The sequence below is a fragment of the Phenylobacterium sp. genome, assembly GCF_037138395.1.
Lineage (GTDB): Bacteria > Pseudomonadota > Alphaproteobacteria > Caulobacterales > Caulobacteraceae > Phenylobacterium.
The window spans coordinates 1-19,020 of record NZ_JBAXIM010000042.1 but is presented as its reverse complement, the minus strand read 5'-3'; the positions used below and the strand labels follow the sequence as shown (position 1 = coordinate 19,020).

Sequence of the window (19,020 nt, the reverse complement as noted above, 5' to 3'; positions counted from 1 at the left end):
GTCAGCAGCAGCTCAAGGTTGACGCCCTCGTCAGCGTCGCCGGTCAGGCTGGCGGCCCCGGCCCCGCCCATCAGGCTGTCGCCATCATCGCCGCCCGCCAGGGTGTCGGCGCCGCCGCCGGAGACCGCCGTATCCGCGCCCGCCGCGCCGATGAAGTAGTCGATGCCGCCGGCGCCCAGGAGGCTGTCGGCCCCCGCCCCGCCGTCGGACAGGACGGAAGAGCCGCCGACGGAGCCGGTCAGGTCAAAGGCGTCGTCGCCCAGGCCGCCAATCAGGGTCGCAACTCCCGCGGAGATCATGGACTGGGTCAGGGTGTCATTCCCTGCGCCGCCATCCACGGAATCCGCGCCGCCGCCGGCCATCAGGCTGTCGTCCCCATCGCCGCCGAGCAGGCTGTCGCCGCCGCCGCCTGCGACCACGGTGTCCGACCCCTCGCCGCCCAGGACGCTGTTGTCCCCAGCCCCGGCCAGTATGCTGTCCGCTCCGGTGTCCCCCGAGACCGTGTCCCCGCCAGTCCCCGTAGAAAGGGTGTCAGCGCCGTCGCCCAGGCTGATGAGGTTGGCACCGCCCGCGTCGGTCACGCTGTCGTCTCCGGTGCCCGCGAAGATGCGATCCGCCGCCGATCCCGCGACAATCCGGTCATTGCCGGTACCGCCGTCGAGGGTGTCCGCGCCGCCCCCGCCCAGGAGCGTGTCCGCGCCGTCGGCCCCCACCAGGGAGTCGGCTCCGGTCCCCGCAGTGACGGAATCGTCGCCGAGGTCTCCGGACAGGTAGTTGGCACCGTCGCCGCCGGAGAGGGTGTCATTGCCCTGACCGCCGAGAAGGGTATCGGCCCCGCCCAGTGCAGTGATGATGTCATTGCCCAGATTGCCATGGGCGAAGTTGACGCCCGCGTCGGCGACGATGCTGTCGTCACCCTGCCCGCCGAGCAGGGTGTCGCCGGCGGTCCCGCCGACCAGGGTGTCCGCGCCCTGGTTGCCGTTGGCGATGTCAGCGCCGCCGGCCCCGAGGATTAGGTCATTGCCGTCGCCGCCGAACAGCTGGTCTGCGGCGGTGGTCCCCGACAGGGTGTCGTCGCCCAGGTCGCCGGAGAGGTAGTCGCCGCCGCCGCCACCTGTGAGGCTGTCATTGCCCTGGCCGCCCAGGAGGGTGTCTGCGCCCGTGCCGCCGATCACTGTGTCCTGCCCGAGATTGCCCTGGCCGTAGTTGAGGCCATCGCCCAGGGCCAGGGTATCGTCGCCCTGACCGCCCAGGAGAGTGTCGGCACCGCTACCACCGGCCAGGCTGTCATTGCCCTGGTTACCCTGCAGGACATCGTCGCCGTCGAGCCCCACCAGGGTGTCGGCACCGTCGCCGCCGTAGAGGGCGTCGGCCGTCGCACCGCCGGATACGGAATCCGCGCCGAGGCTGCCGATGAACAGCCGCGAGCCATCCGGAAAGACGATCTGCCCGGCGAGGGCACCGCGCCCAGCGATCCCGGGCGGCGTAGACCCCGCGCCATCGAAGACCAGGGTCTTGCCGGCGAAGCTGAGGGTGACTGAGGGCGTGGATCCCACGAGGCCCAGGAAGAAGTTGGGGGCCACATAGGGCACCAGGGTCACCGCCACGGCCCGGGCGGTGGCGCCGGGCGTCGAGAAGGTCAGGGTGTCCGTCGAATTGAAGCCGGCGGCCTGCTCTGGCGTCAGGGTCTCGAAGACATAGTTGGCCATGCGGGATCTCTTGGAAATCTGGGGCTGAACCTGTCTTCCTCATAAACTGCCCAAGGTTAATGAATTCCAGCCTGCCGCCCCGGTGTCACCATGCTTGCCGCAGCCCCCCGCCGTTCGCTAAGACTTTGCCTCAAGACCAAGGAAATCAGGGGGAGCGAAGGCCATGGCCATGACGCCGGAACAGGAACGTGAGACCGCTAACACCGGAACCAAGCCGGTGATCGACTCGCACCGCTTCGACGAGGCCTCCCTGGCCGCCTGGATGCAGGCCAATGTCGAGGGCTATACGGGGCCCCTGGAGGTTCGCCAGTTCAAGGGCGGCCAGTCCAACCCGACCTACCAGCTGGTCACCCCGCACAAGAAGTACGTCCTACGCCGCAAGCCGCCGGGCAAGCTCCTGCCGTCGGCCCATGCGGTGGACCGCGAGTACAAGGTCATCACCGCCCTTTACCCCACCGGCTTCCCGGTGGCTCGTACCTATGGCCTCTGCACCGACGAGTCGGTGATCGGCACCTGGTTCTACGTCATGGACATGGTCGAGGGCCGGATCCTCTGGGACCAGACCCTGCCCCAGTGCGAGCCCGCCGAGCGCCGGGCCATCTACATGGCCAAGATCAAGACCCTGGCCGACCTGCACAACACCGATGTCGAGGCCGTGGGTCTGTCGGACTTCGGCAAGCCCGGCAACTACATGGGCCGGCAGGTCGACCGCTGGACCAAGCAGTATCGCGCCTCCGAGACGGTCAAGCTCGACACCATGGAGAGCCTGATGGACTGGCTGCCCCGAACCCTCCCGCACCAGGATCGCAGCACCGTGGTCCACGGCGACTATCGGCTGGACAACATGGTCCTGCACCCCACCGAGCCCCGGGTCATCGCCGTCCTGGACTGGGAGCTGTCGACCCTGGGTGATCCCATGGCGGACTTCACCTACTTCCTGATGCACTGGGTGAACGGGACCATTGCCGGCATCCCGGACCTGACGGCGCACGGCATTCCCACCGTCGAGGAAACTGTGGCCGAGTACTGCCGGCTCACCGGGCGGTCCGAGGTCCCGAAGGTGGACTGGTTCTTCGCCTACAACCTTTTCCGACTGGCGGGCATCTGCCAGGGCATTGTCGGTCGCGCCCGGGACGGCACCGCCAACAGCCCCCAGGCCGCTGCCATGGAAGAGCGCGTGCCGCAGTTGGCCACTGCGGCCTGGCACTTCGCCCAGCGCGCGGGCGCCTGAACCGTTCAGCCCGGCGGTAGCCGGGCCAGGAGGGCGTCGAGGTCGGCGGGAGACTCAAAGCCCACCTCGACTGGCCAGGGCGTAACCCGGTCCCGCCAGTCTGGCGGCAGGCGGACCCAGTCCTTCGACGTGGTCACCAGGCCGGCCCCATGGGCGGCGGCAAGGGACTCCAGGGCCCGCAGGCGCGCAGGCGTCCAGGGCGCGTGGTCCGGGAAGGCGGCGAAATCGGCCAGGTCGCATCCGGCCGCCCGCAGGGCCCTTTCCACCTTCCAGGGCTTGCCGATCCCGGCAAAGCCGACCTGCCGGCCAGGGGGGGGTGGGCCTTCGGGCGCCAGGCGCGCCGTGAGGAGGGGGGGACCCGACAGGGCCGCCAACAGTTCAGGATTGGGTGCCGCCAGGTCTGTTGGCATCAGGAGGATCACGGCGTCGGCCCTCGCAAGACCCGCCGCCAGGGGCTCGCGGAGTGGGCCAGAGGGGAAGACGCTGCCGTCCCCGAGGGGCCATTCCCCGTCCCGCGTCTCGCCGTCGCAGACCACCAGGGAGAGGGTCTTGCGGACGGAGGGGTTCTGGTGGCCATCGTCCATCAGGATCACGTCGGCGCCACCCCGGGCCGCCGCCAGGGCGCCCGCCGCCCGGTCCCGGGACACCCAGACAGCAACGCCGGGCAGGGCGGACGCCAGCATCAGGGGCTCGTCACCCACGTCACCGGCTGCGTGGTGGGTGGGGTCGACCTGCACCGGACCTGTCAGTGACCCGCCATAGCCCCGGGACAGGATGGCGGGCCGACGTCCCGACTGCGCCAGCCGCCTCGCCAGGGCTGCGACCACGGGGGTCTTGCCGACTCCGCCGAGGGTAAGGTTGCCGACGCAGATCACGGGGACGCCGGGGTCGACGGGCCGCCCACGGGCGAGCCTGCGGGCACCTGCAGCCGTCCAGATCCAGGACAGGGGCTTCAGGAGGAGGTGAAGCAGGGGGCCGGGGCCACCCTCCCGCAGATACCACCAGCGCGGCGTCGGGAGCTTCATGCCTCCCCTGCCTTGCCTTCGGGCGGTGGGAGCAGGACGGCGATCGCCTCCAGGGCCGTCTCGAGGGCCTGACCCTGTCGACCGGCGTAGGCCAGGGCGGCCTCGCGCATCCGCCGGCGCAGGACCGGGTCGGCGACCAGACCGGCGAGCTTGCGGCGCAGGTCGGCGCCGTCCCGGGCCAGGAGGGCGCAGACCTCGTCGAACATCTCGGCGTAGACGTCCGCGGAGTTGGCGATGTCCGGCCCCGTGATCACCGGTATGCCCAGCCGGGCTGGCTCCAGCGGGTTGTGACCGCCGATCTCCCCAGGGAAGCTGCCGCCCATGACGGCGACGTCAGCGAGGCGGTAAAGCAGGCCCATCTCGCCCAGGGTGTCAGCGATCCAGATGGCGTCTCCCGGGCCGGGGATCTGCCCAAGGGCCCGGCGAGGGGCGCCGAGATCCTGCGCAATGGCCGCGCCGCGCTCCGGGTGGCGGGGCGCGATGACCAGGAGGGCACCCAGGCCTTCGGCGGCCTGGGCGATGAGGTCCTCCTCGCCGGGATGCGTGCTGGCGGCCAGGATGACGGGCCGGCCCGCCGCGGCCCCCCTCAGCGCCTCGAGGGCCTGAGGGTCGAAGGGCAGGGGCGATCCTGCCCGCTTCAGGTTGAGGATTTCGCCGCAGGTCCCGCCAAGGGCCGACAGGCGGTCCGCCGAAGCCGGGTCCTGGGGCAGGAGGATCTTGAAGGCGGACAGGAGCCGCTGCGCGGTGCGGGGCACCCGGGACCAGGACCGGGCCGTAGCCTCGGTGATCCGGGCGGAGACCAGGGCGAGGCGGACGCCCCGCCTCCGGGCGCCCTCGATGAGGTTGGGCCAGAGCTCACTCTCGGCGAAAATCCCGGCGTCCGGCCGCCAGTGGTCGAGGAAGCGCCGTGTCGCGCCGGGCGTGTCCACCGGCGCGTACTGGTGCAGGACGCTGGCTGGCAGTCGCCGCGCCAACAGGTCGGCGGAAGTCCGCGTTCCCGAAGTCACCAGGAGGGTGAGATCGGGTCGAAGGTCCACCAGGGCCTCCACAAGGGCCAGCAGGGACAGGGTCTCGCCGACGCTGACCCCGTGCAGCCAGACGAGGGGGCCTTTGGGCCTTGGCCAGGACGTCCGCCCGAGCCGCTCTCCGATCCGCTCGGGGTCCTCCCGTCCGGCCCTCGCCCGCCGCGCCAGGAGGGCCGGGACCAGAGGGGAGGCCAGCCCGGTGGCGAGGCCATAGAGGGTGAGGGGAAGGGTCACACGACCTCGTCCGGCGCCAGGTGGCAGTCCAGGGTGCCGGTCTCGACCTGCAGGGTGGCGTGATGGATCCCGAAGGTCCCGGCGAGGGCTTGGCCGGTCTCGGATAGGAAGGCGTCCGGATCGCCGCCCGCGGGACGGACCAGATGGGCGGTGAGGGCGACCCGGGTCGTCGAAAGGGACCAGATGTGGAGGTCATGGACTTCCGCGACCCCCTGCCGTGAAGCCAGGAAGGCCCGGACCTCGGCTGGATCTATGCCCGGTGGGGCGGCATCCATGGCCATGGCCGCGGACTCCTTCAGCAGGCCCCAGGCCCCGATGAGGATGACAGCGACGATTCCCAGGCTGAGGACCGGGTCGAGCCACTGCAGGCCCCCGGTGAGCAGCATCAGGCCGGCGGCGATCACGACGGCAGCCGAGACCCCGGCGTCGGCCATCATGTGGAGAAAGGCGCCCCTCACGTTCAGGTCATGCTGGCCGCGCATGAAGAGGAGGGCCGTGGCGGTATTGATGACCACGCCGATAGCCGCCGTGATCATGACCGGTCCGGCCGCTACCGCGCCGGGGGACAGGAGCCTCTGCACGGCCTCCCAGCCGATGGCGCCGACTGCGGCGACCAGCAGGACGCCATTCGTCACCGAAGCCATGATCGTGGCCTTGCCCATGCCGTAGGTATGCCGACCCTTTGGGCCGCGGCGGGCCAGGACGGTCGCCGCCCAGGCGAGGATCAGCGAGAGGACATCGGCTGCATTGTGCCCGGCGTCCGCCAGGAGGGCGAGGGAGCCCGTGGCAAGGCCGACCCCCGCCTCCACCGCGACAAAGCCGGCGTTGAGGACGATCCCGATGGCGAAGGCGCGCCCGAAGTCGGCGGGGGCGTGGTGATGCCCATGCCCTCCATGACCCCCATGCCCATGCCCATCGTCGTGAGCAGGGTCCCCGGGGGTTGTCTGGCGAGCGTTGGAAGCGGACATGGTCCCTGTCTCTCACCCGCCCGGCGGCGGATCAACCGGTCGCAGGCCCAGTTCCGCCTCGGCGCGGCGGCTCGAGGCCGCCATGCGGGCGGACCAGTCCAGGCGCAGGCTGTCGATGAGGGCCTCATCTGCGTCTGGCGGGACGTGGAAGGGCCCCTCCCAGATGCAGACGCCCCGGCCAAAGGGCGCAGCAACCATGACCCGGTCCCAGAGGGAGGCCAGGCGTCGGGAGGGGGTGACGGCCAGGCCTGTTAGAAAGACTGGAGCGCCAGTCCGGCGTGCGATCTGCAGGGCGCCTGGCGCGATCTCCTCGTTCGGACCCCTCGGCCCGTCCGGCGTGATGATCAGGACCCCACCTGCCGCGACATGCTGCACGGCCTCCCGGAAGGCGGCGACGGCCGCCCGGGCCTTGGCCGAGTCGCCCTTCTTGGCGGTCGACATCCGGATGGCTGGAAACCCTGAATGGTCCAAGGCCAGGGCCACGAACTCGCCATCCGAGGAGGGCGAGACCAGGCAGCGTCGGCTCGACTTGCGCCACCAGGTCTCGGCCATGCCCAGGCAGATAGGAATCCGGCCATGCCAGAACAGGCCAATGGCGCCCTGGCCGGAGGCGAACATGGGCTCGAGGACTTCAAGGCCCTCATGTCGCCAGCGGGTCGTGCGGCGGATGAGGATAAGATAGCCCGCGAGGACCCGGCCGAGCGCGGCCTGTACCCAGGTTCGCCGAAGAAAACCCTTCACGTCGCCGTCTCCAGGTCGGGGGCGCCGGCGAGGCGGGCATAGAGGCCGCCGGCGGCGACGAGGTCGTCGTGCGTACCGGCCTCGACGATCCGCCCCTGGTCGAGGACATAGATTCGATCCGCGTTGCGGACCGTCGACAGCCTATGGGCGATGAGCAGGGTGGTTCGGCCCTCCATCAGCCGGGACAGGGCGGCCTGGACCTGGGCCTCGCTCTCGGCGTCGAGGGCGCTGGTGGCCTCGTCGAGGAGGAGGATGGGCGCATCCTTGAGGAAGGCCCGGGCGATGGCGATGCGCTGCCTTTGCCCGCCGGAGAGCCTCAGTCCCGCTTCCCCGGCCTGGGTGTCGTAGCCCTCGGGCAGGGCCAGGATGAAGTCGTGTGCGGCAGCGGCCCGGGCGGCGGCCTCGATCTCTTCCTGGGAGGCTTCGGGCCGGGCATAGGCGATGTTCGCCCTCAGGGTATCGTCGAAGAGGAAGGGCTCCTGGGTGACGAAGGCGATACGCTGGCGCAGGGAGGCGAGGGTCAGGTCGCGGACGTCCCGGCCATCCAGGGTCACCCGTCCCCGGGTCACGTCGTAGAAGCGCGGGATCAGGTTCAGGAGGGTCGACTTTCCCCCGCCGGACGGGCCAACCAGGGCCACGATCTCCCCGCGCTTCACGGCCAGGCTGACGCCCGACAGGACCTCGGGGCCCTCGCCATAGGCGAAGCGGACGTCCTCGAAGGCCACGCGGCCGTCGCCCCGGGGGGTTTCGAGGGCGCCCGGCCGGTCGCCAACCTCGGGCTCCACGTCCAGGGCGGCGTAGAGCCGCCTTGCGGCAGATAGGCCCTCGGCGAAGACTGTCTGCAGGTTGGCCAGCTGGCGCAGGGACTGCGACGCCAGGGCAAGGGCGCCGATGAAGGCGACGAAGGCGCCGGGGTTCATTCCGCCTCCCTGGGACCGCAGGCCGGCCCAGGCGATCACCGCAGCGGTGATCAGGGTCATCAGGGTCTCGGTGGCCGGCGCGGCGCGCGCCCTGGCGTTGGCGCCCCGCATCAGGAAGGCCTGGCGGCGGTGCACCACGTCTGCGACCCGGGCCTCCTCGAAGGCTTCCCGGTTCTCGATCTTGACCACCCGGACACCATCGAGGCTCTCCATCACCGCCGTGGACAGGGCTGAGGTCTCGGCCATGGCGCCCTGGGCGGCCCGGGACGACCGCTTGGCGTAGCGCCGCATGATCAGGCTGGCGACGGGCACCGCCAGGATCAGGGCCAGGGACAGGACGAGGTCGTTGGAGACCATTACGCTGATCGCTCCCACCACGGTCAGGGCGTGCTGGGTGTAGTTGATCAGGCCGGCGGTGGCGGCCTCCCGGATCAGGCCCGCGTCATACAAAACGGACGAGACAAAGGTGCCCGAGTGCTGCGACCGGAGCCGGGCCAGGTCGGCCCGCACCAGGCGCCCGAAGAGCTGGACCTGGACATCGCCCACCACAGCGTTTCCGATCCGGTTCACCAGGGTGGCCTGGAGCACCTGGGCCAAGCCTCGGCCGATGGCGAGGCCGGCGATGGTCAGGGGAATGACCAGCAGGGCGCCGGGCTTGGGCTTGCCCAGGAGATCGTTGATGGCGGGCTCGAGGATCTGGACAAGCTGGGCGCTGAATGCGGCCACCGCCACGGCTGCAAGGGCTGCAAGCAGGAGACCCGGCCAACGGGGCGCCAGGTAGACGCGCCAGGTCCGCGCAAGGATGTCGCGGCTGGAGAGAGTCTTCGGTTCCGCCGGGGCGCTCATTCCGCTGGCGTCGGCCCTCAGGCCGGGGAAGTCAAGATGCCGGCCGGGGCCGGGCGGTCGCGGGCTTTGCTGTGCGGCGTCGGCGCCCTAGACAGGGATACAGTCATCAGGAGCCCCGACTTGGCGGATTTCGACCTCACGACGCCGGAGGGGCGGCGCAGGACTTATATCGACTACCTGCTCAAGGACCATGCCTTCCTGAGGCTGAGGTTCTCCAACGCCCATGCTGTCTCCGAGGAGCTGTACCGCACCAACCAGCCCTGGCCCTTCCAGCTCGAAGACTGGAAGGCCCGGGGAATCCGCACGGTGGTGAACCTTCGCGGCGGCTTTGACGCCAGCTTCTACGCCCTGGAGACCGAAGCCTGCGCCCGACTGGGCCTCAACCTTGTGAATTTTACCATCACCTCCCGGGAAGTCCCCAGCCGGGCAAGGGTGCAAGGTGCCAAGGACCTGTTCGAGACCCTCGAGTATCCCGCCCTGATGCACTGCAAGTCGGGCGCGGACCGGGCGGGCATTATGAGCGTGCTCTACCTGCACTTCCGCAAGGGTGTGCCGATCCGCGAGGCCCTGGCCCAGCTGAGCCTAAAGTACCTGCACGTAAAGGCAGGAAAGACCGGGGTGCTGGACTACACCTTCGAGCGCTACCTTGCCGAGGGCGAACCGGCTGGCCAGACCTTCCTGGAATGGGTCGACAGCGCCGCCTACGACCCCGCCGCCATCAAGGCCGACTTCCGCTCCAACATGTGGGGCCGACTTCTGACCGAGGGCCTGCTGCGCCGCGAATAGCTCAGTGCGCGTGGTCGTCTTCGTCGGGGTCCAGCAGCTTGTGGGCGTGGATGACGAAGTAGCGCATGTGGGCGTTGTCCACCGTCGACTGCGCCTTGGCCCGCCAGGCGTCGACCGCCTCCTGGTAGCTGGCATAGGCGCCGACTAGGTCGATCTTGCTCAGGTCGCGGAACTCGACCGTGTCCACGTCGATGAGTTCCCCGCCGATGACGAGGTGAAGCAGCTGGTGCTGGGACAATTCAGTAGCTCCTGGTTCCCGTTCTTCTCGGGCGCGATAGGCTAGCCGAGGTTAAGGATCAATGGATTTTGCCTGTTTTCGAGGCGTGCAGGCGCCTGGCAACCCCAAACCGGGCCTGTGGTGGCCGTCGCGTCCCCGGACGGACGGGGGCCGGATCTACTTGCCGGCGATGGCCAGGCCGTCGACCAGCAGGGAGGGCGAATTCGCCGAGCCCCGGTTCTCGAGGTCCGCGCCTGGTACCAGTCGGGCGTAGATATCGGGCAGGCTCCCGGCGACGGTGATCTCGGAGACCGGGTAGGCGATCTCGCCGCCCTCGAACCACAGGCCTGAGCACCCCACAGACCAGTCGCCGGTGTTGGCGTTGAGCGAGGGGCCAAACATCGAGGTCACCAGCAGGCCAGCGCCAGCGTCGGACATCAGGCCCGCCAGGTCCTGGGTTCCTGCTTGCAGGGTCAGGTTACTGGTGCCGACGCCCGAGGGTCCGGCGGAGCCCCGGGAAGCATGGCCGGTCAGGGCCATGCCCATCTGGCGCGCCGAGGCGACATTGTGCAGCCAGGTGGTGAGGACCCCGGCCTCGATCAGGGCCATGCGCCGGTTCACGGCGCCTTCGTCATCGAAGGGCGCAGAGCCCAGGCCCCTGGCAAGGTGGGGGTCATCCACCAGGGTGACATCGGCGGAGAAGACCGACTGGCCCAGCCTGTCCTTGAGGAAGGAGACTCCCCGCGCCACGGAGGGACCGCTTATCGCGCCGAGCAGGGGCCCGATCAGGGCCATGGCGATCCGGTTCTCGAAGATCACCGGCGCTGTCGTCGAGGCGATCTTGCGCGCGCCAAGTCGTGCGGCCGCCCGCCGTGCTGCCTCGCGGCCGACCGCCTGCGGCGCGGGCAGGTCGGAAAACCACCGACGGGACAGGCCGTCGTATCCGCCCTCCATGCCCTCGCCATCGCCGGCGATCACCGAGGCGCCGACGTGGAAGCCGGTGGCCCTATGCTCGCCGAAGAAGCCGCTCGAGGTGGCGAGGCGCCAGACCGACCGGGAGGACGACGCCGACCCGCCTTCGGTGTTGGCGATGCGCGGCATGTCCAGGGCGGCGGCCTCGGCTTCGCGGGCCAGCCCTTCGAGGGTCTCTGGATCCGGCTCGGCCGGATCGAAGAGGTCAAGGGCCGGATGTGGGTCCCGGGCCTGCTCGGCAGGATCGACCAGGCCCGCCCAGGGATCTTCCGGCGCCATGCGCGCCATGGCCACGGCCCGCTCAACAAGGCGGGTGCGGCCCTCGGGGGAGATGTCCGATCCCGACACCGTGGCCTGGCGGCGGCCAACGAAGACCCTGAGGCTCAGGTCCCGGGCCTCTTCGCGCTCGACTTCCTCCAGGGCCCCGTTCCGGACGTTGACCGAAAGGGCCTGGTGTTCGGCGTCAATGGCTTCGGCGGCGTCGGCGCCCGCCTTTAAGGCGGCGGAGACAAGATCAGCGGAGAGGTGGGACATCATCACCCGGATATGGCCGTCCATCGTCCCCGGGGCAAGCCGGGAGCGCGACTTCACGGCAGGGCGTAGAACAGCAGGGCCACGGCGAGGAAGATATAGGCCGCCCAGGTGGCCGCGACACCCGCAGCCCTCAGGGGCGAGGCCTCGCCCGAGCGGGATAGGCCGATGGCGTGGGCCACGCGTCCAGTAAACAGGACGAGCCCGCCGATGTGCACGGCCAGGTCAGGCGCGCCGGCGAGGGTCAGGGCGGTCAGGCCCACAAGGCCCATGGGAATGTATTCCGAGGCATTTCCAAACGCGCGGATGGCGCAGGCCAGCTCGGCGACGCCCCCATCCCCCAGGGCAACCCCGTGGCGACGCCTCTGGCGAACCACCAGCAGGGACAGTCCGAGGAGCAGAAGGAGGTGAAGGGCGCTCCACAGCGCCAGGGCGTGGCCAGCCGGGATCAGGTCCATGGGCGGGGTCTCCGGGGTTGCCTAGCCGTACTTGTCGCCTGTCGGGGCCCCGCCGTCCATGGGCGGCTTCGATCTGCGGCCCGGGGCAGGCGATCCAGGCGGCTTGCCCGCCGCCGCCGGCGCTCTAAAGTACATTTCCATGAAGCAACTCGACCTTGACGATCTTCCGCCCCGGGTGGCCCAGCTCCTGGCGGGACTGGAGGCGGGTGAGGTGCTTGTCCTCGTCCAGAATGGACTGGCCGTCGGACGGCTGGGCCTGGTGCCCTCGCCGCCACCCGCGCCCGGGGCCGAAGCGGCCGCCGAGGGACCTTCGACCCTGGCAGGGGAAGCCCGTGCCGCCGAGATCTTCGAGCAGTTCCGTTCGCTGATGGAAGACGAGTACTAGGGCCCGGACGTCACCACCCCAGGGCGACGCCGTCCTTGCGCATCTCCGTCGCGGCCGCATAGCGCCCCGGAAAACGCTGGATGGCCTGGTAGCCTCCAAACCCGCCATCACTCTCCCCGATCGGCCAGCCGAGGGCCGCCAGGGCTGCGCGGGTGGCCTTGGGGACCCCGGACTCGAGCCGCAGGAGGCCCGCGCCGGGCTTGGCCGCCTCGCCGGTAGGCTCTGGAGAGCCTTCATGGTGCCAGCGGGGGGAATCCCCGGCCTCCTGCACCCCCAGTCCGAAGTCGACCATGTTCGACAGGACCTGGACCTGACCCTGGGGCTGCATGTCGCCGCCCATGACGCCGAAGGCCAGCCACGGCTCACCGTCCCGGACTGCGAACCCGGGAATGATGGTCTGGAAGGGGCGCTTGCCGGGGGCATAGAGGTTGGGATGCCCGTCCTGGAGGGCGAAGAGCTCGCCCCGGTTCTGGAACATGAAGCCGAGGCCATCCGGCGACAGGCCCGATCCCATGCCGCGATAGTTGGACTGGATGAAGGAGACCATCATGCCGTCGGCGTCCGCCGTGCAGAAGTAGGTGGTGTCGCCCCGGGACGGTGCCTGACCGGGACGAAGGTCCGTAAGGATGGAGTCCGGCCGGATCTTGCGGGCGCGCTCGGCGGCGTACTCCCGGGACAGGAGCCAGTCGGTCGGGATGCGGGCGAAGTCGGGATCCGCGTAATAGCGGGCCCGATCCTCGTAGGCGAGCCGCTTGGCCTCGACGGCGTAATGGATGGCCTGGGCCGACTGGAAGCCCATTCCAGAGATGTCGAAGGTATCGAGGATGTTGAGCATTTGCAGGGTGGCCAGGCCCTGGCTGTTCGGCGACAGGCCGTAGACGTCGACATCCCGGTAGCGCGCTGTCCGGGGCGGATCCCAGCGGGCGTGGTGGGCGGCCAGGTCAGCGCGGGTCATCCAGCCACCGATCCTGCGGAAGTAGCGTTCAATGCGTTCGGCGATCTCGCCCTGGTAGAAGGCGTCCCGGCCCCCCGCAGCGATCAGGTCGTAGGTGCGGGCCAGGTCGGGATTGGCGAAGATCTCGCCCTCGGCGGGGGTCTTGCCCCCGGCGGCCCAGACGCGCCGGAAATTATCGGTCTCCTCGATCCCTGACCCCGGACGGGTGAAGCCCCGCAGGGACCTCGCCAGATAATAGGCGACATTCTGGCTGACCGGGGCACCCTCGCGCGCCAGGGTGGCGGCCGGGGCGAGAAGGTCCTTCCAGGGCAGCTTCCCGTATCTCTGGTGGAGGGTCCACCAGGCGTCCACGGCGCCCGGGACGTTGACGGACACAGCACCGAAGGACGGGATCAGTCCCTTGACCGCGCGGGCGCGCACGGTCTTCAGGCTGAGGCCCGCAGGGCTACGCCCAGAACCATTCAGCCCTTCCACGCGCCGGGTCCTGGGGTCCCAGAGCATGGCGAAGGCGTCGCCACCGATCCCGCAGGAAATCGGTTCGACGAAGCCCAGGACGGCGTTGGCCGCGATGGCCGCGTCAACCGCCGAGCCCCCGCGCTTCAGTATGTCGATGGCCGTCTGGGTGGCGAGGGGATGGGCGGTGGCGGCGGCGCCGTGAACGCCCCAGGCTGCGCTGCGACTGGCGAAGCTGGCGCCATCGATGCGGTCCCCGGGGCCAACATCCGGCCGGTTTCGGTTCGGATTGGCCTCGCGACTCTGCGCCAGGGCGGACCCTGCAGCGGCGGCGGGCAGGGCCGCGAGGAAGGTTCTGCGCAGCATGGACGGGCTCCGGGGCTCTGCACCGGCCGAAAAGGGCCAAAGCGAAGAGACAGTGCCCTACCGAGGCTCGAGGGTCAGCGCCAAAAATCGTAGGGCGTCGTCGATGGGGATGAAGAAGTTCAGCCCCTGAACGGACTCTGCCGGACTGCGCGAGTAGCGCGACACGGTCATGGCGACGACCTGACCGGCGTCGTCCAGCAAGGGGCCGCCGCTGTTCCCCGGGTTCACCGACACATCGCTCTGGATGTATCGGTAGCCCTCGAGGGTCCGGGTGGCCGAAATGACGCCCCGGGTCAGGGTCCCCTGGAGGCGGGTCTCCATAGGCGTGCCGATGGCATAGACGCTCTCACCCTGGCGGACCGGCGCGGTCCTGAGCCTGAAGACCGGCCCGGGCCGCGGCTCGGTCCGGATCAGGGCCACATCCCGGCCGGGATCCGACCGGATCACCTCGCCAACGCTTTCCGTACCGTCCGACCACCGGATTTTGAGCATCCGTGTCGAGCCGACCACATGGCGGTTGGTCAGAAGGTAACCCTGCTCTGAAACCAGGAAGGCGCTGCCGAGGCTAGTGCCTGTGAGCACTGCCGCCACGGCCCGTTGGGCGTCGGGCACCTTCGCCGGGTTCCGCGCGCCGGAGAGGCGGATCGGGTCGGAGACGGGGGGCTCCACCAGTCCGGAGGCGGCCCGGATGGGCGTGGTGACCGCTTTGCGGAAGCCGTCATCTGCGGCGAGGGCGCGCAGGCTGTCTTTCAGGAGGGCCTGGTAGATGGCCTCGGGGGCATTTATCACAGGGTCGTTGACCTCGACCCGGACGGTGGTGCGGACCCGGACGAGGGTGCGGGACAGGGCGGGGGCGTGAATCTGCCAGTCAACGGTCATCTGGCCCCGCCCGGCACCCCGGGCCTTCTCGATCTCCAGCTTCTTTTCGCCCGGGAAGAAACCTGCGCAGACGGCCAGGGTGTAGTCGGTGATCAGGGCCCCGACCTGCAGGTCGCCCTCCGGGGCGTCGGCGTCGCGGAACAGGTCTGTGGGGTCCCCCGCGACGCGGAAGCCCAGTCCAGAGAGGGTCTCATGGAAGATCCGGTCGTCGACTTCGCCCTTCTCGAAGCCGTTGTTGGCTTCATCCCAGGCGACAAGGCCGTCGACGGGGCAGTTCCGGCCCCACATGCTGATGGCGTAGGGGGCGCCGTGCCGGAGCCCCGAGGCGATCCGGGCGAGGCCCAGGGTCTGGCTGGCCAGGCCGGGCTCCAGGGGGCGGTCGCGGACCGCGGGCGGCGCCGGCTCGGCGTAGATCGACAGGGTGGGCGGTTCCGCGGCGGCAGCGGGGCCAGCAAGGCCCAGGAGCCCGGCCGCGACCAGGGACACGAGATGGCTCAGGGGCGACTGCGGCTGGGTGTCCGGAGTGCTGGTGTCCGGAGTGCGGGTGTCTGGAGCGCGCCGCCCCCGGCGCTGTAACGGACCCACAATGTGGAGGTTCATGGGGGCGGTCCTTTCGAGCTGTTCCTTTTATGTTCACACTGGATCAGCTGGAAGGGAATGTCCAGACGGCTGTCCGCTTGACCTCCATGTCCTCGATCTCGCGGGTGGTGGGCACCTGGTACTCCGCCAGCCTGACCAGGCCCTCCCTCGGGAAGTAGGACCGCCCTGGATCGCCGATCAGTACCCGGGCGCCCCGTCGGGCCCCCGCCTCCAGCCAGGTCATGACCCGCTCGGCGAGGGGCTTCTCGTAGCAGATGTCCCCCGCGAGGATGACGTCGGCCTCTGGCGGGGGCAGGTCCAGCAGGTCCTGGTCGGTGAAGTCTGCGGACACACCGTTGGCCTCCAGGTTCAGGGCCAGGGCGGCACCGCAGAAGCCGTCGATGTCCGCCGCCAGCACCTGGCGGGCGCCGGACCGGGCAGCGGCGATGGCGACGATCCCCGACCCGGATGCGAAGTCCACTACCCGAAGGCCGGCGACGGTCTCGGGCGTATCCAGAATGTAGCGCGCCAGGCCCTGCCCCCCGGCCCAGGCGAAGGCCCAGAAGGGCGGCGGCAGGCCGATCTCCTGCAGGGCCTCCTCGGTCATGCGCCAGATCGGGGTGATCTCGTCGGCAAGGTGGAGGCGGAGCTCGGGAGTGTGCGGCGGCGACTGTAGCCGGGTGTGTTCGAGGATGAAGGCGCGCCGGCTTTCCGGATCGCGTCCGATCATGTTGCCGATGCAGCCGCGGCCGGGGTTTGGCGGCGGCCGGTGGCGCGGTCCAGGACCACCGGGTAGCCGCCGGGCTCGTAGAGCATACTGTCCAGCATGCCCTTACTGGCCAACAGCCTGTGCGCCTTGGGCAGGTTGTAGCAGGGCAGGTGCATGAACATGTGGTGTTCGCAGTGGTAGTTCACCCAGTAGGGGGCGAGCGCGGAGCGGGCGATCCATCCCGCCCGGGTGGTGCGCGCCTGCCGCAGGGGGTCAGGTTCGCCGCGCGCGATGCAGGCGTGTTCGGCGATGTTGCGCAGGCGGGTGATGACCGGGAACCAGGTCGCCTGGGGCAGGACCCAGAACACCGGCCAGGCCCACCAGACCCCGAAGGCCCCGCCGATCAGGGTGATGACCAGGCCGCCCAGGAGCCATCGGCGCTTGCGGCGCACCTCCTCGGCCAGGATGGGCAGTAGGGGCTGGCCAGGTGAGCGCGTCTTCAGCCGATGCGCGAGGTCGCCGAACCTCTGCTTGAAGAAGGTCTGTCCGGTGAGGTCCCGGATCATCTTCCGCCGAAGGGACGTGCGGGTGATCGGGAAGGGCGCCGACAGGCCGATGTCGGGGTCCTCGTCCTGCTGGGCGAACCTGTGGTGCCCGAGGTGGTAGGCCCGGTAGCGGGCCAGCCCCCCACCTGTCAGCCACTCGCCCGCCAGGTCGTTGACCTTCGGGTTCGGATGCAGGGCGCCATGGGCGGCGTCGTGCATCAGGATCGAGAGGCCCAGTTGCCGGCCGCCGATCAGGACGACGGCCAGGGGCAGGGTTACGGGCCAGACCACGGCCATCGCCGCCGCGGCGAAGATCACGCCCCAGGCATGAGCCAGGAGGGCCAGACCCTTCCAGCGGGAGCGGCGCGCCAGGGGCGCCCACTCCGACGGGCTGAAGAAGGTCCGAGGATCAACGCGCGCAGCGGCGGGCACGGGTCGCTAGTCCGGATCAGCTGGTGACCGGCTTCAGGACGATTTCGACGCGCCGGTTCTTGGCCCGGCCATCGGGGGTGGCATTGTCGGCGATCGGGGCGGACGAGCCCTTGCCGGCGACGCCCAGCCGCTCGCGCATCACCCCGCCGGCCGTGACCAGATATTCGGCGACGGCACCGGCGCGGCGCTCGGACAGGCTCTGGTTCAGATCGGCGGAACCGGTGGAGTCGGCGTGGCCGATCACATCCACTGTGGTCTGCGGATACTTGTTCAGGGTCCCGGCCACGTCATTCAGGACGGTGTAGAACTGCGGCTTGATCTCGGCGCGGCTGGTGTCGAAGGTCACGTCACCGGGCATCTGGAGGACGATGTTCTCGCCCTGACGATCGACCGCAACGCCGGTGCCGGCCAGTTCGCGGCGCAGTTCGGCCTGCTGCTTGTCCATGTAATTGCCGACCGCTGTGCCGGTGAGGGCGCCGATGCCGGCGCCGATCATGGCGTTCTTGCGGCCCTGGTCGCTGTTGTTGGTGTTGGTCAGGTAGCCGAGGGCGGCGCCGGCGAGGGCCCCGGTCAGGGCGCCGGTCTTGGTGTTGCTCTTGACCGTCTCGCCGGTTGTGGCGTCGACGGTGGTGCAGGCGGTCAGGGCGGCGGCGCCGAGCAGGCAGGCCGCGAGGGCGAGAACCTTGCGCATGGTTTTTCTCCTTTTGCGTGTGGGTCTTTTGAGTGTGGGTCTGGGGTCGTGGTCAAACGTGATGAGGAACGGATAGCAGATTTTTTGGCTGGGATCAGGCCTCTGTGCGCACGGGAAGGATCTCCAGGCCCCGGAAGAAGGGCAGTCTGCGCCAGGCCGGCTCGGCGTCGGGATCCGCCAGCTTCAGGTCGGGATAGCGGGAGAAGAGGCGCGGCAGGGCCACCTGGGCCTCCAGCCGGGCCAGGGGCGCGCCGATGCAGATGTGGGCACCGCCGCCGAAGGACATGTGGGGGACCTTCTTGCGGGTGATGTCGAAGGCGTCGGGGTCCTCGAAGACCTCAGGGTCCCGGTTGGCCCCCCTCAGGAGCAGGTTAACGCTGCGCGTCTTCGAGATCGGGCAGCCGCTGATCTCAAGGTCCCGGGAGGCGATCCTCGAGGTGGCGTCGACCGGAGGATCGAAGCGCAGGACCTCCTCCACCAGGGCGGAAGCCAGGCTCGGGTCGGCCATCAGCTTGGCCTTCTCTGTAGGGTTCAGCATGAGAAGCCGCGCGCCATTGCCGATCAGGTCTGTGGTGGTCAGGTTGCCGCCCACCAGCAGGGCCGTGAGGTTGATGCGCAACTCTGTGTCGTTGATCGGCGTGCCTTCGCCCTGCAGGCGGACCATGTCCGAGATGAGGTCATCACGGGGATGGGCGCGCCGGTCGGCGATGGCTTCGGCGAAATAGGCTGTGAGGGCGAGGCTGGACCGCTCCATGTGAGTGGTCTGGTCAGGGTTCCGGAACGGGTTGAGCCCCTGGATCAAGCCCTCGGACCAGTCCCGGAAGGCCTCAAGTTGGTCATGGGGCACGCCCAGGATCGAGGCGATCACGTCGATCGGGATCGGTACGCAGAACAGGTCCATCAGGTCGAACTCGGCCCGGTCGCCGATCCGGTCGAGGGCCTCGTCGACGATGCGCTCGACCTCAGGCCGGAAGCGGGCCACCCGGGCGTAGAGGGCCCGGGACAGGGGTCCTCGGATGCGGGCATGGTCCGGATCATCCAGGGTCAGGATGCTGGAGGTCTCGCTACGGGGCAGGCTTGGGTCGGGCGGAGCAAACCGCTGCAGGCGCCGGCTGTCCGGATCCGCGAGCAGGGGGTCGCGCCAGAGGGTCAGGTCCGTGGCCACGCCCCGGACGTCGGAATAGCGGGACACGAAGGTGGCCCCGCTGAAGGCGTCGTGGTGGACGGGGCAGGCGCTGCGGAGCTTGGCCAGGACGCCGGCCGGGTCCCGGCGGTAGTCGTCATCCATGGGCGTCAGCTGAAGGATGGTCGGAAGGGCGTCATCGGCCATGTCAGCCTCCTTGGGGGTTGGGAGGGACTATCG

The 19,020-nt window shown here is 69.7% G+C and carries 18 protein-coding genes; 3 read left to right on the top strand and 15 right to left on the bottom strand.

Annotation, left to right across the window (positions count from 1 at the left end):
• Positions 1-1,709: calcium-binding protein (locus tag WCJ52_RS05145; protein WP_336902232.1), on the bottom strand; the 1,709-nt coding region annotated here is incomplete at its 3' end.
• A gap of 163 nt (positions 1,710-1,872) precedes the next feature.
• On the opposite strand from WCJ52_RS05145, the gene WCJ52_RS05140 reads away from it, so the two are divergent.
• Complete coding sequence (locus WCJ52_RS05140; protein ID WP_336902231.1) at positions 1,873-2,940, top strand: phosphotransferase; 1,068 nt, start codon at positions 1,873-1,875, stop codon at positions 2,938-2,940.
• 5 nt (positions 2,941-2,945) lie between these two features.
• Here WCJ52_RS05140 and lpxK read toward each other — a convergent pair whose 3' ends face one another.
• Genes lpxK through WCJ52_RS05115 form a run of 5 tightly spaced genes read right to left on the bottom strand, consistent with a single transcriptional unit; the run spans position 2,946 to position 8,699 of the window.
• Entirely contained in the window at positions 2,946-3,965 is a 1,020-nt protein-coding gene (gene lpxK / locus WCJ52_RS05135; RefSeq protein WP_336902230.1) for a tetraacyldisaccharide 4'-kinase, read from the bottom strand.
• On the bottom strand, positions 3,962-5,224 hold the full coding sequence (locus WCJ52_RS05130; protein ID WP_336902229.1) for a 3-deoxy-D-manno-octulosonic acid transferase: 1,263 nt from the start codon (positions 5,222-5,224) through the stop codon (positions 3,962-3,964). Before WCJ52_RS05130 ends, lpxK begins: the two co-directional genes overlap by 4 nt.
• Positions 5,221-6,192 carry a cation diffusion facilitator family transporter gene (locus tag WCJ52_RS05125; RefSeq protein ID WP_336902228.1) on the bottom strand — a complete coding sequence of 324 codons (972 nt, stop codon included), beginning with the start codon at positions 6,190-6,192 and terminating at the stop codon, positions 5,221-5,223. Before WCJ52_RS05125 ends, WCJ52_RS05130 begins: the two co-directional genes overlap by 4 nt.
• A gap of 12 nt (positions 6,193-6,204) precedes the next feature.
• Positions 6,205-6,933, bottom strand: a complete 729-nt coding sequence (locus WCJ52_RS05120) for a DUF374 domain-containing protein (protein WP_336902227.1) — start codon at positions 6,931-6,933, stop codon at positions 6,205-6,207.
• Positions 6,930-8,699 carry an ATP-binding cassette domain-containing protein gene (locus tag WCJ52_RS05115; RefSeq protein WP_336902226.1) on the bottom strand — a complete coding sequence of 590 codons (1,770 nt, stop codon included), beginning with the start codon at positions 8,697-8,699 and terminating at the stop codon, positions 6,930-6,932. Before WCJ52_RS05115 ends, WCJ52_RS05120 begins: the two co-directional genes overlap by 4 nt.
• Before the next feature lie 120 nt (positions 8,700-8,819).
• Here WCJ52_RS05115 and WCJ52_RS05110 point away from each other — a divergent pair, with 120 nt between their 5' ends.
• Positions 8,820-9,485, top strand: a complete 666-nt coding sequence (locus WCJ52_RS05110; protein ID WP_336902225.1) for a tyrosine-protein phosphatase — start codon at positions 8,820-8,822, stop codon at positions 9,483-9,485.
• Position 9,486: 1 nt separating this feature from the next.
• Here the strand turns inward: WCJ52_RS05110 and WCJ52_RS05105 are convergent, their stop codons facing one another.
• The 3 genes from WCJ52_RS05105 to WCJ52_RS05095 all read right to left on the bottom strand — a co-directional run bounded on the left by WCJ52_RS05105 (position 9,487) and on the right by WCJ52_RS05095 (position 11,663).
• Positions 9,487-9,723 carry a DUF4170 domain-containing protein gene (locus WCJ52_RS05105; RefSeq protein WP_336902224.1) on the bottom strand — a complete coding sequence of 79 codons (237 nt, stop codon included), beginning with the start codon at positions 9,721-9,723 and terminating at the stop codon, positions 9,487-9,489.
• 156 nt (positions 9,724-9,879) lie between these two features.
• On the bottom strand, positions 9,880-11,211 hold the full coding sequence (locus WCJ52_RS05100) for a TldD/PmbA family protein (RefSeq protein ID WP_336902233.1): 1,332 nt from the start codon (positions 11,209-11,211) through the stop codon (positions 9,880-9,882).
• A gap of 50 nt (positions 11,212-11,261) precedes the next feature.
• Positions 11,262-11,663 (bottom strand): MAPEG family protein, encoded by a 402-nt coding sequence (locus tag WCJ52_RS05095; RefSeq protein ID WP_336902223.1) that lies wholly within the window; start codon positions 11,661-11,663, stop codon positions 11,262-11,264.
• Between the two features lie 58 nt (positions 11,664-11,721).
• Between WCJ52_RS05095 and WCJ52_RS05090 the strand changes: the two genes are divergently transcribed.
• Positions 11,722-12,048: a hypothetical protein gene (locus tag WCJ52_RS05090; RefSeq protein WP_336902222.1), complete on the top strand. Its 327-nt coding sequence runs from the start codon at positions 11,722-11,724 to the stop codon at positions 12,046-12,048.
• 10 nt (positions 12,049-12,058) lie between these two features.
• Here the strand turns inward: WCJ52_RS05090 and ggt are convergent, their stop codons facing one another.
• From ggt to WCJ52_RS05060, 6 genes are all read right to left on the bottom strand, one after another.
• Entirely contained in the window at positions 12,059-13,822 is a 1,764-nt protein-coding gene (ggt, locus tag WCJ52_RS05085) for a gamma-glutamyltransferase (RefSeq protein WP_336902221.1), read from the bottom strand.
• Positions 13,823-13,879: 57 nt separating this feature from the next.
• Complete coding sequence (locus WCJ52_RS05080; protein WP_336902220.1) at positions 13,880-15,301, bottom strand: trypsin-like peptidase domain-containing protein; 1,422 nt, start codon at positions 15,299-15,301, stop codon at positions 13,880-13,882.
• Positions 15,302-15,344: 43 nt separating this feature from the next.
• Positions 15,345-16,010, bottom strand: coding sequence for a methyltransferase (locus tag WCJ52_RS05075; RefSeq protein ID WP_336902219.1), 666 nt, complete (start codon positions 16,008-16,010; stop codon positions 15,345-15,347).
• On the bottom strand, positions 16,007-16,966 hold the full coding sequence (locus WCJ52_RS05070) for a fatty acid desaturase family protein (protein WP_336902218.1): 960 nt from the start codon (positions 16,964-16,966) through the stop codon (positions 16,007-16,009). Before WCJ52_RS05070 ends, WCJ52_RS05075 begins: the two co-directional genes overlap by 4 nt.
• 16 nt (positions 16,967-16,982) lie before the next feature.
• Positions 16,983-17,657, bottom strand: a complete 675-nt coding sequence (locus WCJ52_RS05065; protein ID WP_336902217.1) for an OmpA family protein — start codon at positions 17,655-17,657, stop codon at positions 16,983-16,985.
• A 94-nt stretch (positions 17,658-17,751) separates the two neighbouring features.
• Entirely contained in the window at positions 17,752-18,987 is a 1,236-nt protein-coding gene (locus WCJ52_RS05060) for a cytochrome P450 (protein ID WP_336902216.1), read from the bottom strand.
• Between the last annotated feature and the right edge of the window lie 33 nt (positions 18,988-19,020).

What these genes read in the sequence shown, in the direction of transcription:
- lpxK (WP_336902230.1), bottom strand. Translation starts at nt 3,965, where the DNA reads ATGAAGCTCCCGACGCCGCGCTGGTGGTATCTGCGGGAGGGTGGCCCC.
- WCJ52_RS05065 (WP_336902217.1), bottom strand. Translation starts at nt 17,657, where the DNA reads ATGCGCAAGGTTCTCGCCCTCGCGGCCTGCCTGCTCGGCGCCGCCGCC.
- WCJ52_RS05140 (WP_336902231.1), top strand. Translation starts at nt 1,873, where the DNA reads ATGGCCATGACGCCGGAACAGGAACGTGAGACCGCTAACACCGGAACC.
- WCJ52_RS05125 (WP_336902228.1), bottom strand. Translation starts at nt 6,192, where the DNA reads ATGTCCGCTTCCAACGCTCGCCAGACAACCCCCGGGGACCCTGCTCAC.
- WCJ52_RS05100 (WP_336902233.1), bottom strand. Translation starts at nt 11,211, where the DNA reads ATGATGTCCCACCTCTCCGCTGATCTTGTCTCCGCCGCCTTAAAGGCG.
- WCJ52_RS05080 (WP_336902220.1), bottom strand. Translation starts at nt 15,301, where the DNA reads ATGAACCTCCACATTGTGGGTCCGTTACAGCGCCGGGGGCGGCGCGCT.
- WCJ52_RS05090 (WP_336902222.1), top strand. Translation starts at nt 11,722, where the DNA reads ATGGGCGGCTTCGATCTGCGGCCCGGGGCAGGCGATCCAGGCGGCTTG.
- WCJ52_RS05075 (WP_336902219.1), bottom strand. Translation starts at nt 16,010, where the DNA reads ATGATCGGACGCGATCCGGAAAGCCGGCGCGCCTTCATCCTCGAACAC.
- WCJ52_RS05060 (WP_336902216.1), bottom strand. Translation starts at nt 18,987, where the DNA reads ATGGCCGATGACGCCCTTCCGACCATCCTTCAGCTGACGCCCATGGAT.
- WCJ52_RS05115 (WP_336902226.1), bottom strand. Translation starts at nt 8,699, where the DNA reads ATGAGCGCCCCGGCGGAACCGAAGACTCTCTCCAGCCGCGACATCCTT.
- ggt (WP_336902221.1), bottom strand. Translation starts at nt 13,822, where the DNA reads ATGCTGCGCAGAACCTTCCTCGCGGCCCTGCCCGCCGCCGCTGCAGGG.
- WCJ52_RS05095 (WP_336902223.1), bottom strand. Translation starts at nt 11,663, where the DNA reads ATGGACCTGATCCCGGCTGGCCACGCCCTGGCGCTGTGGAGCGCCCTT.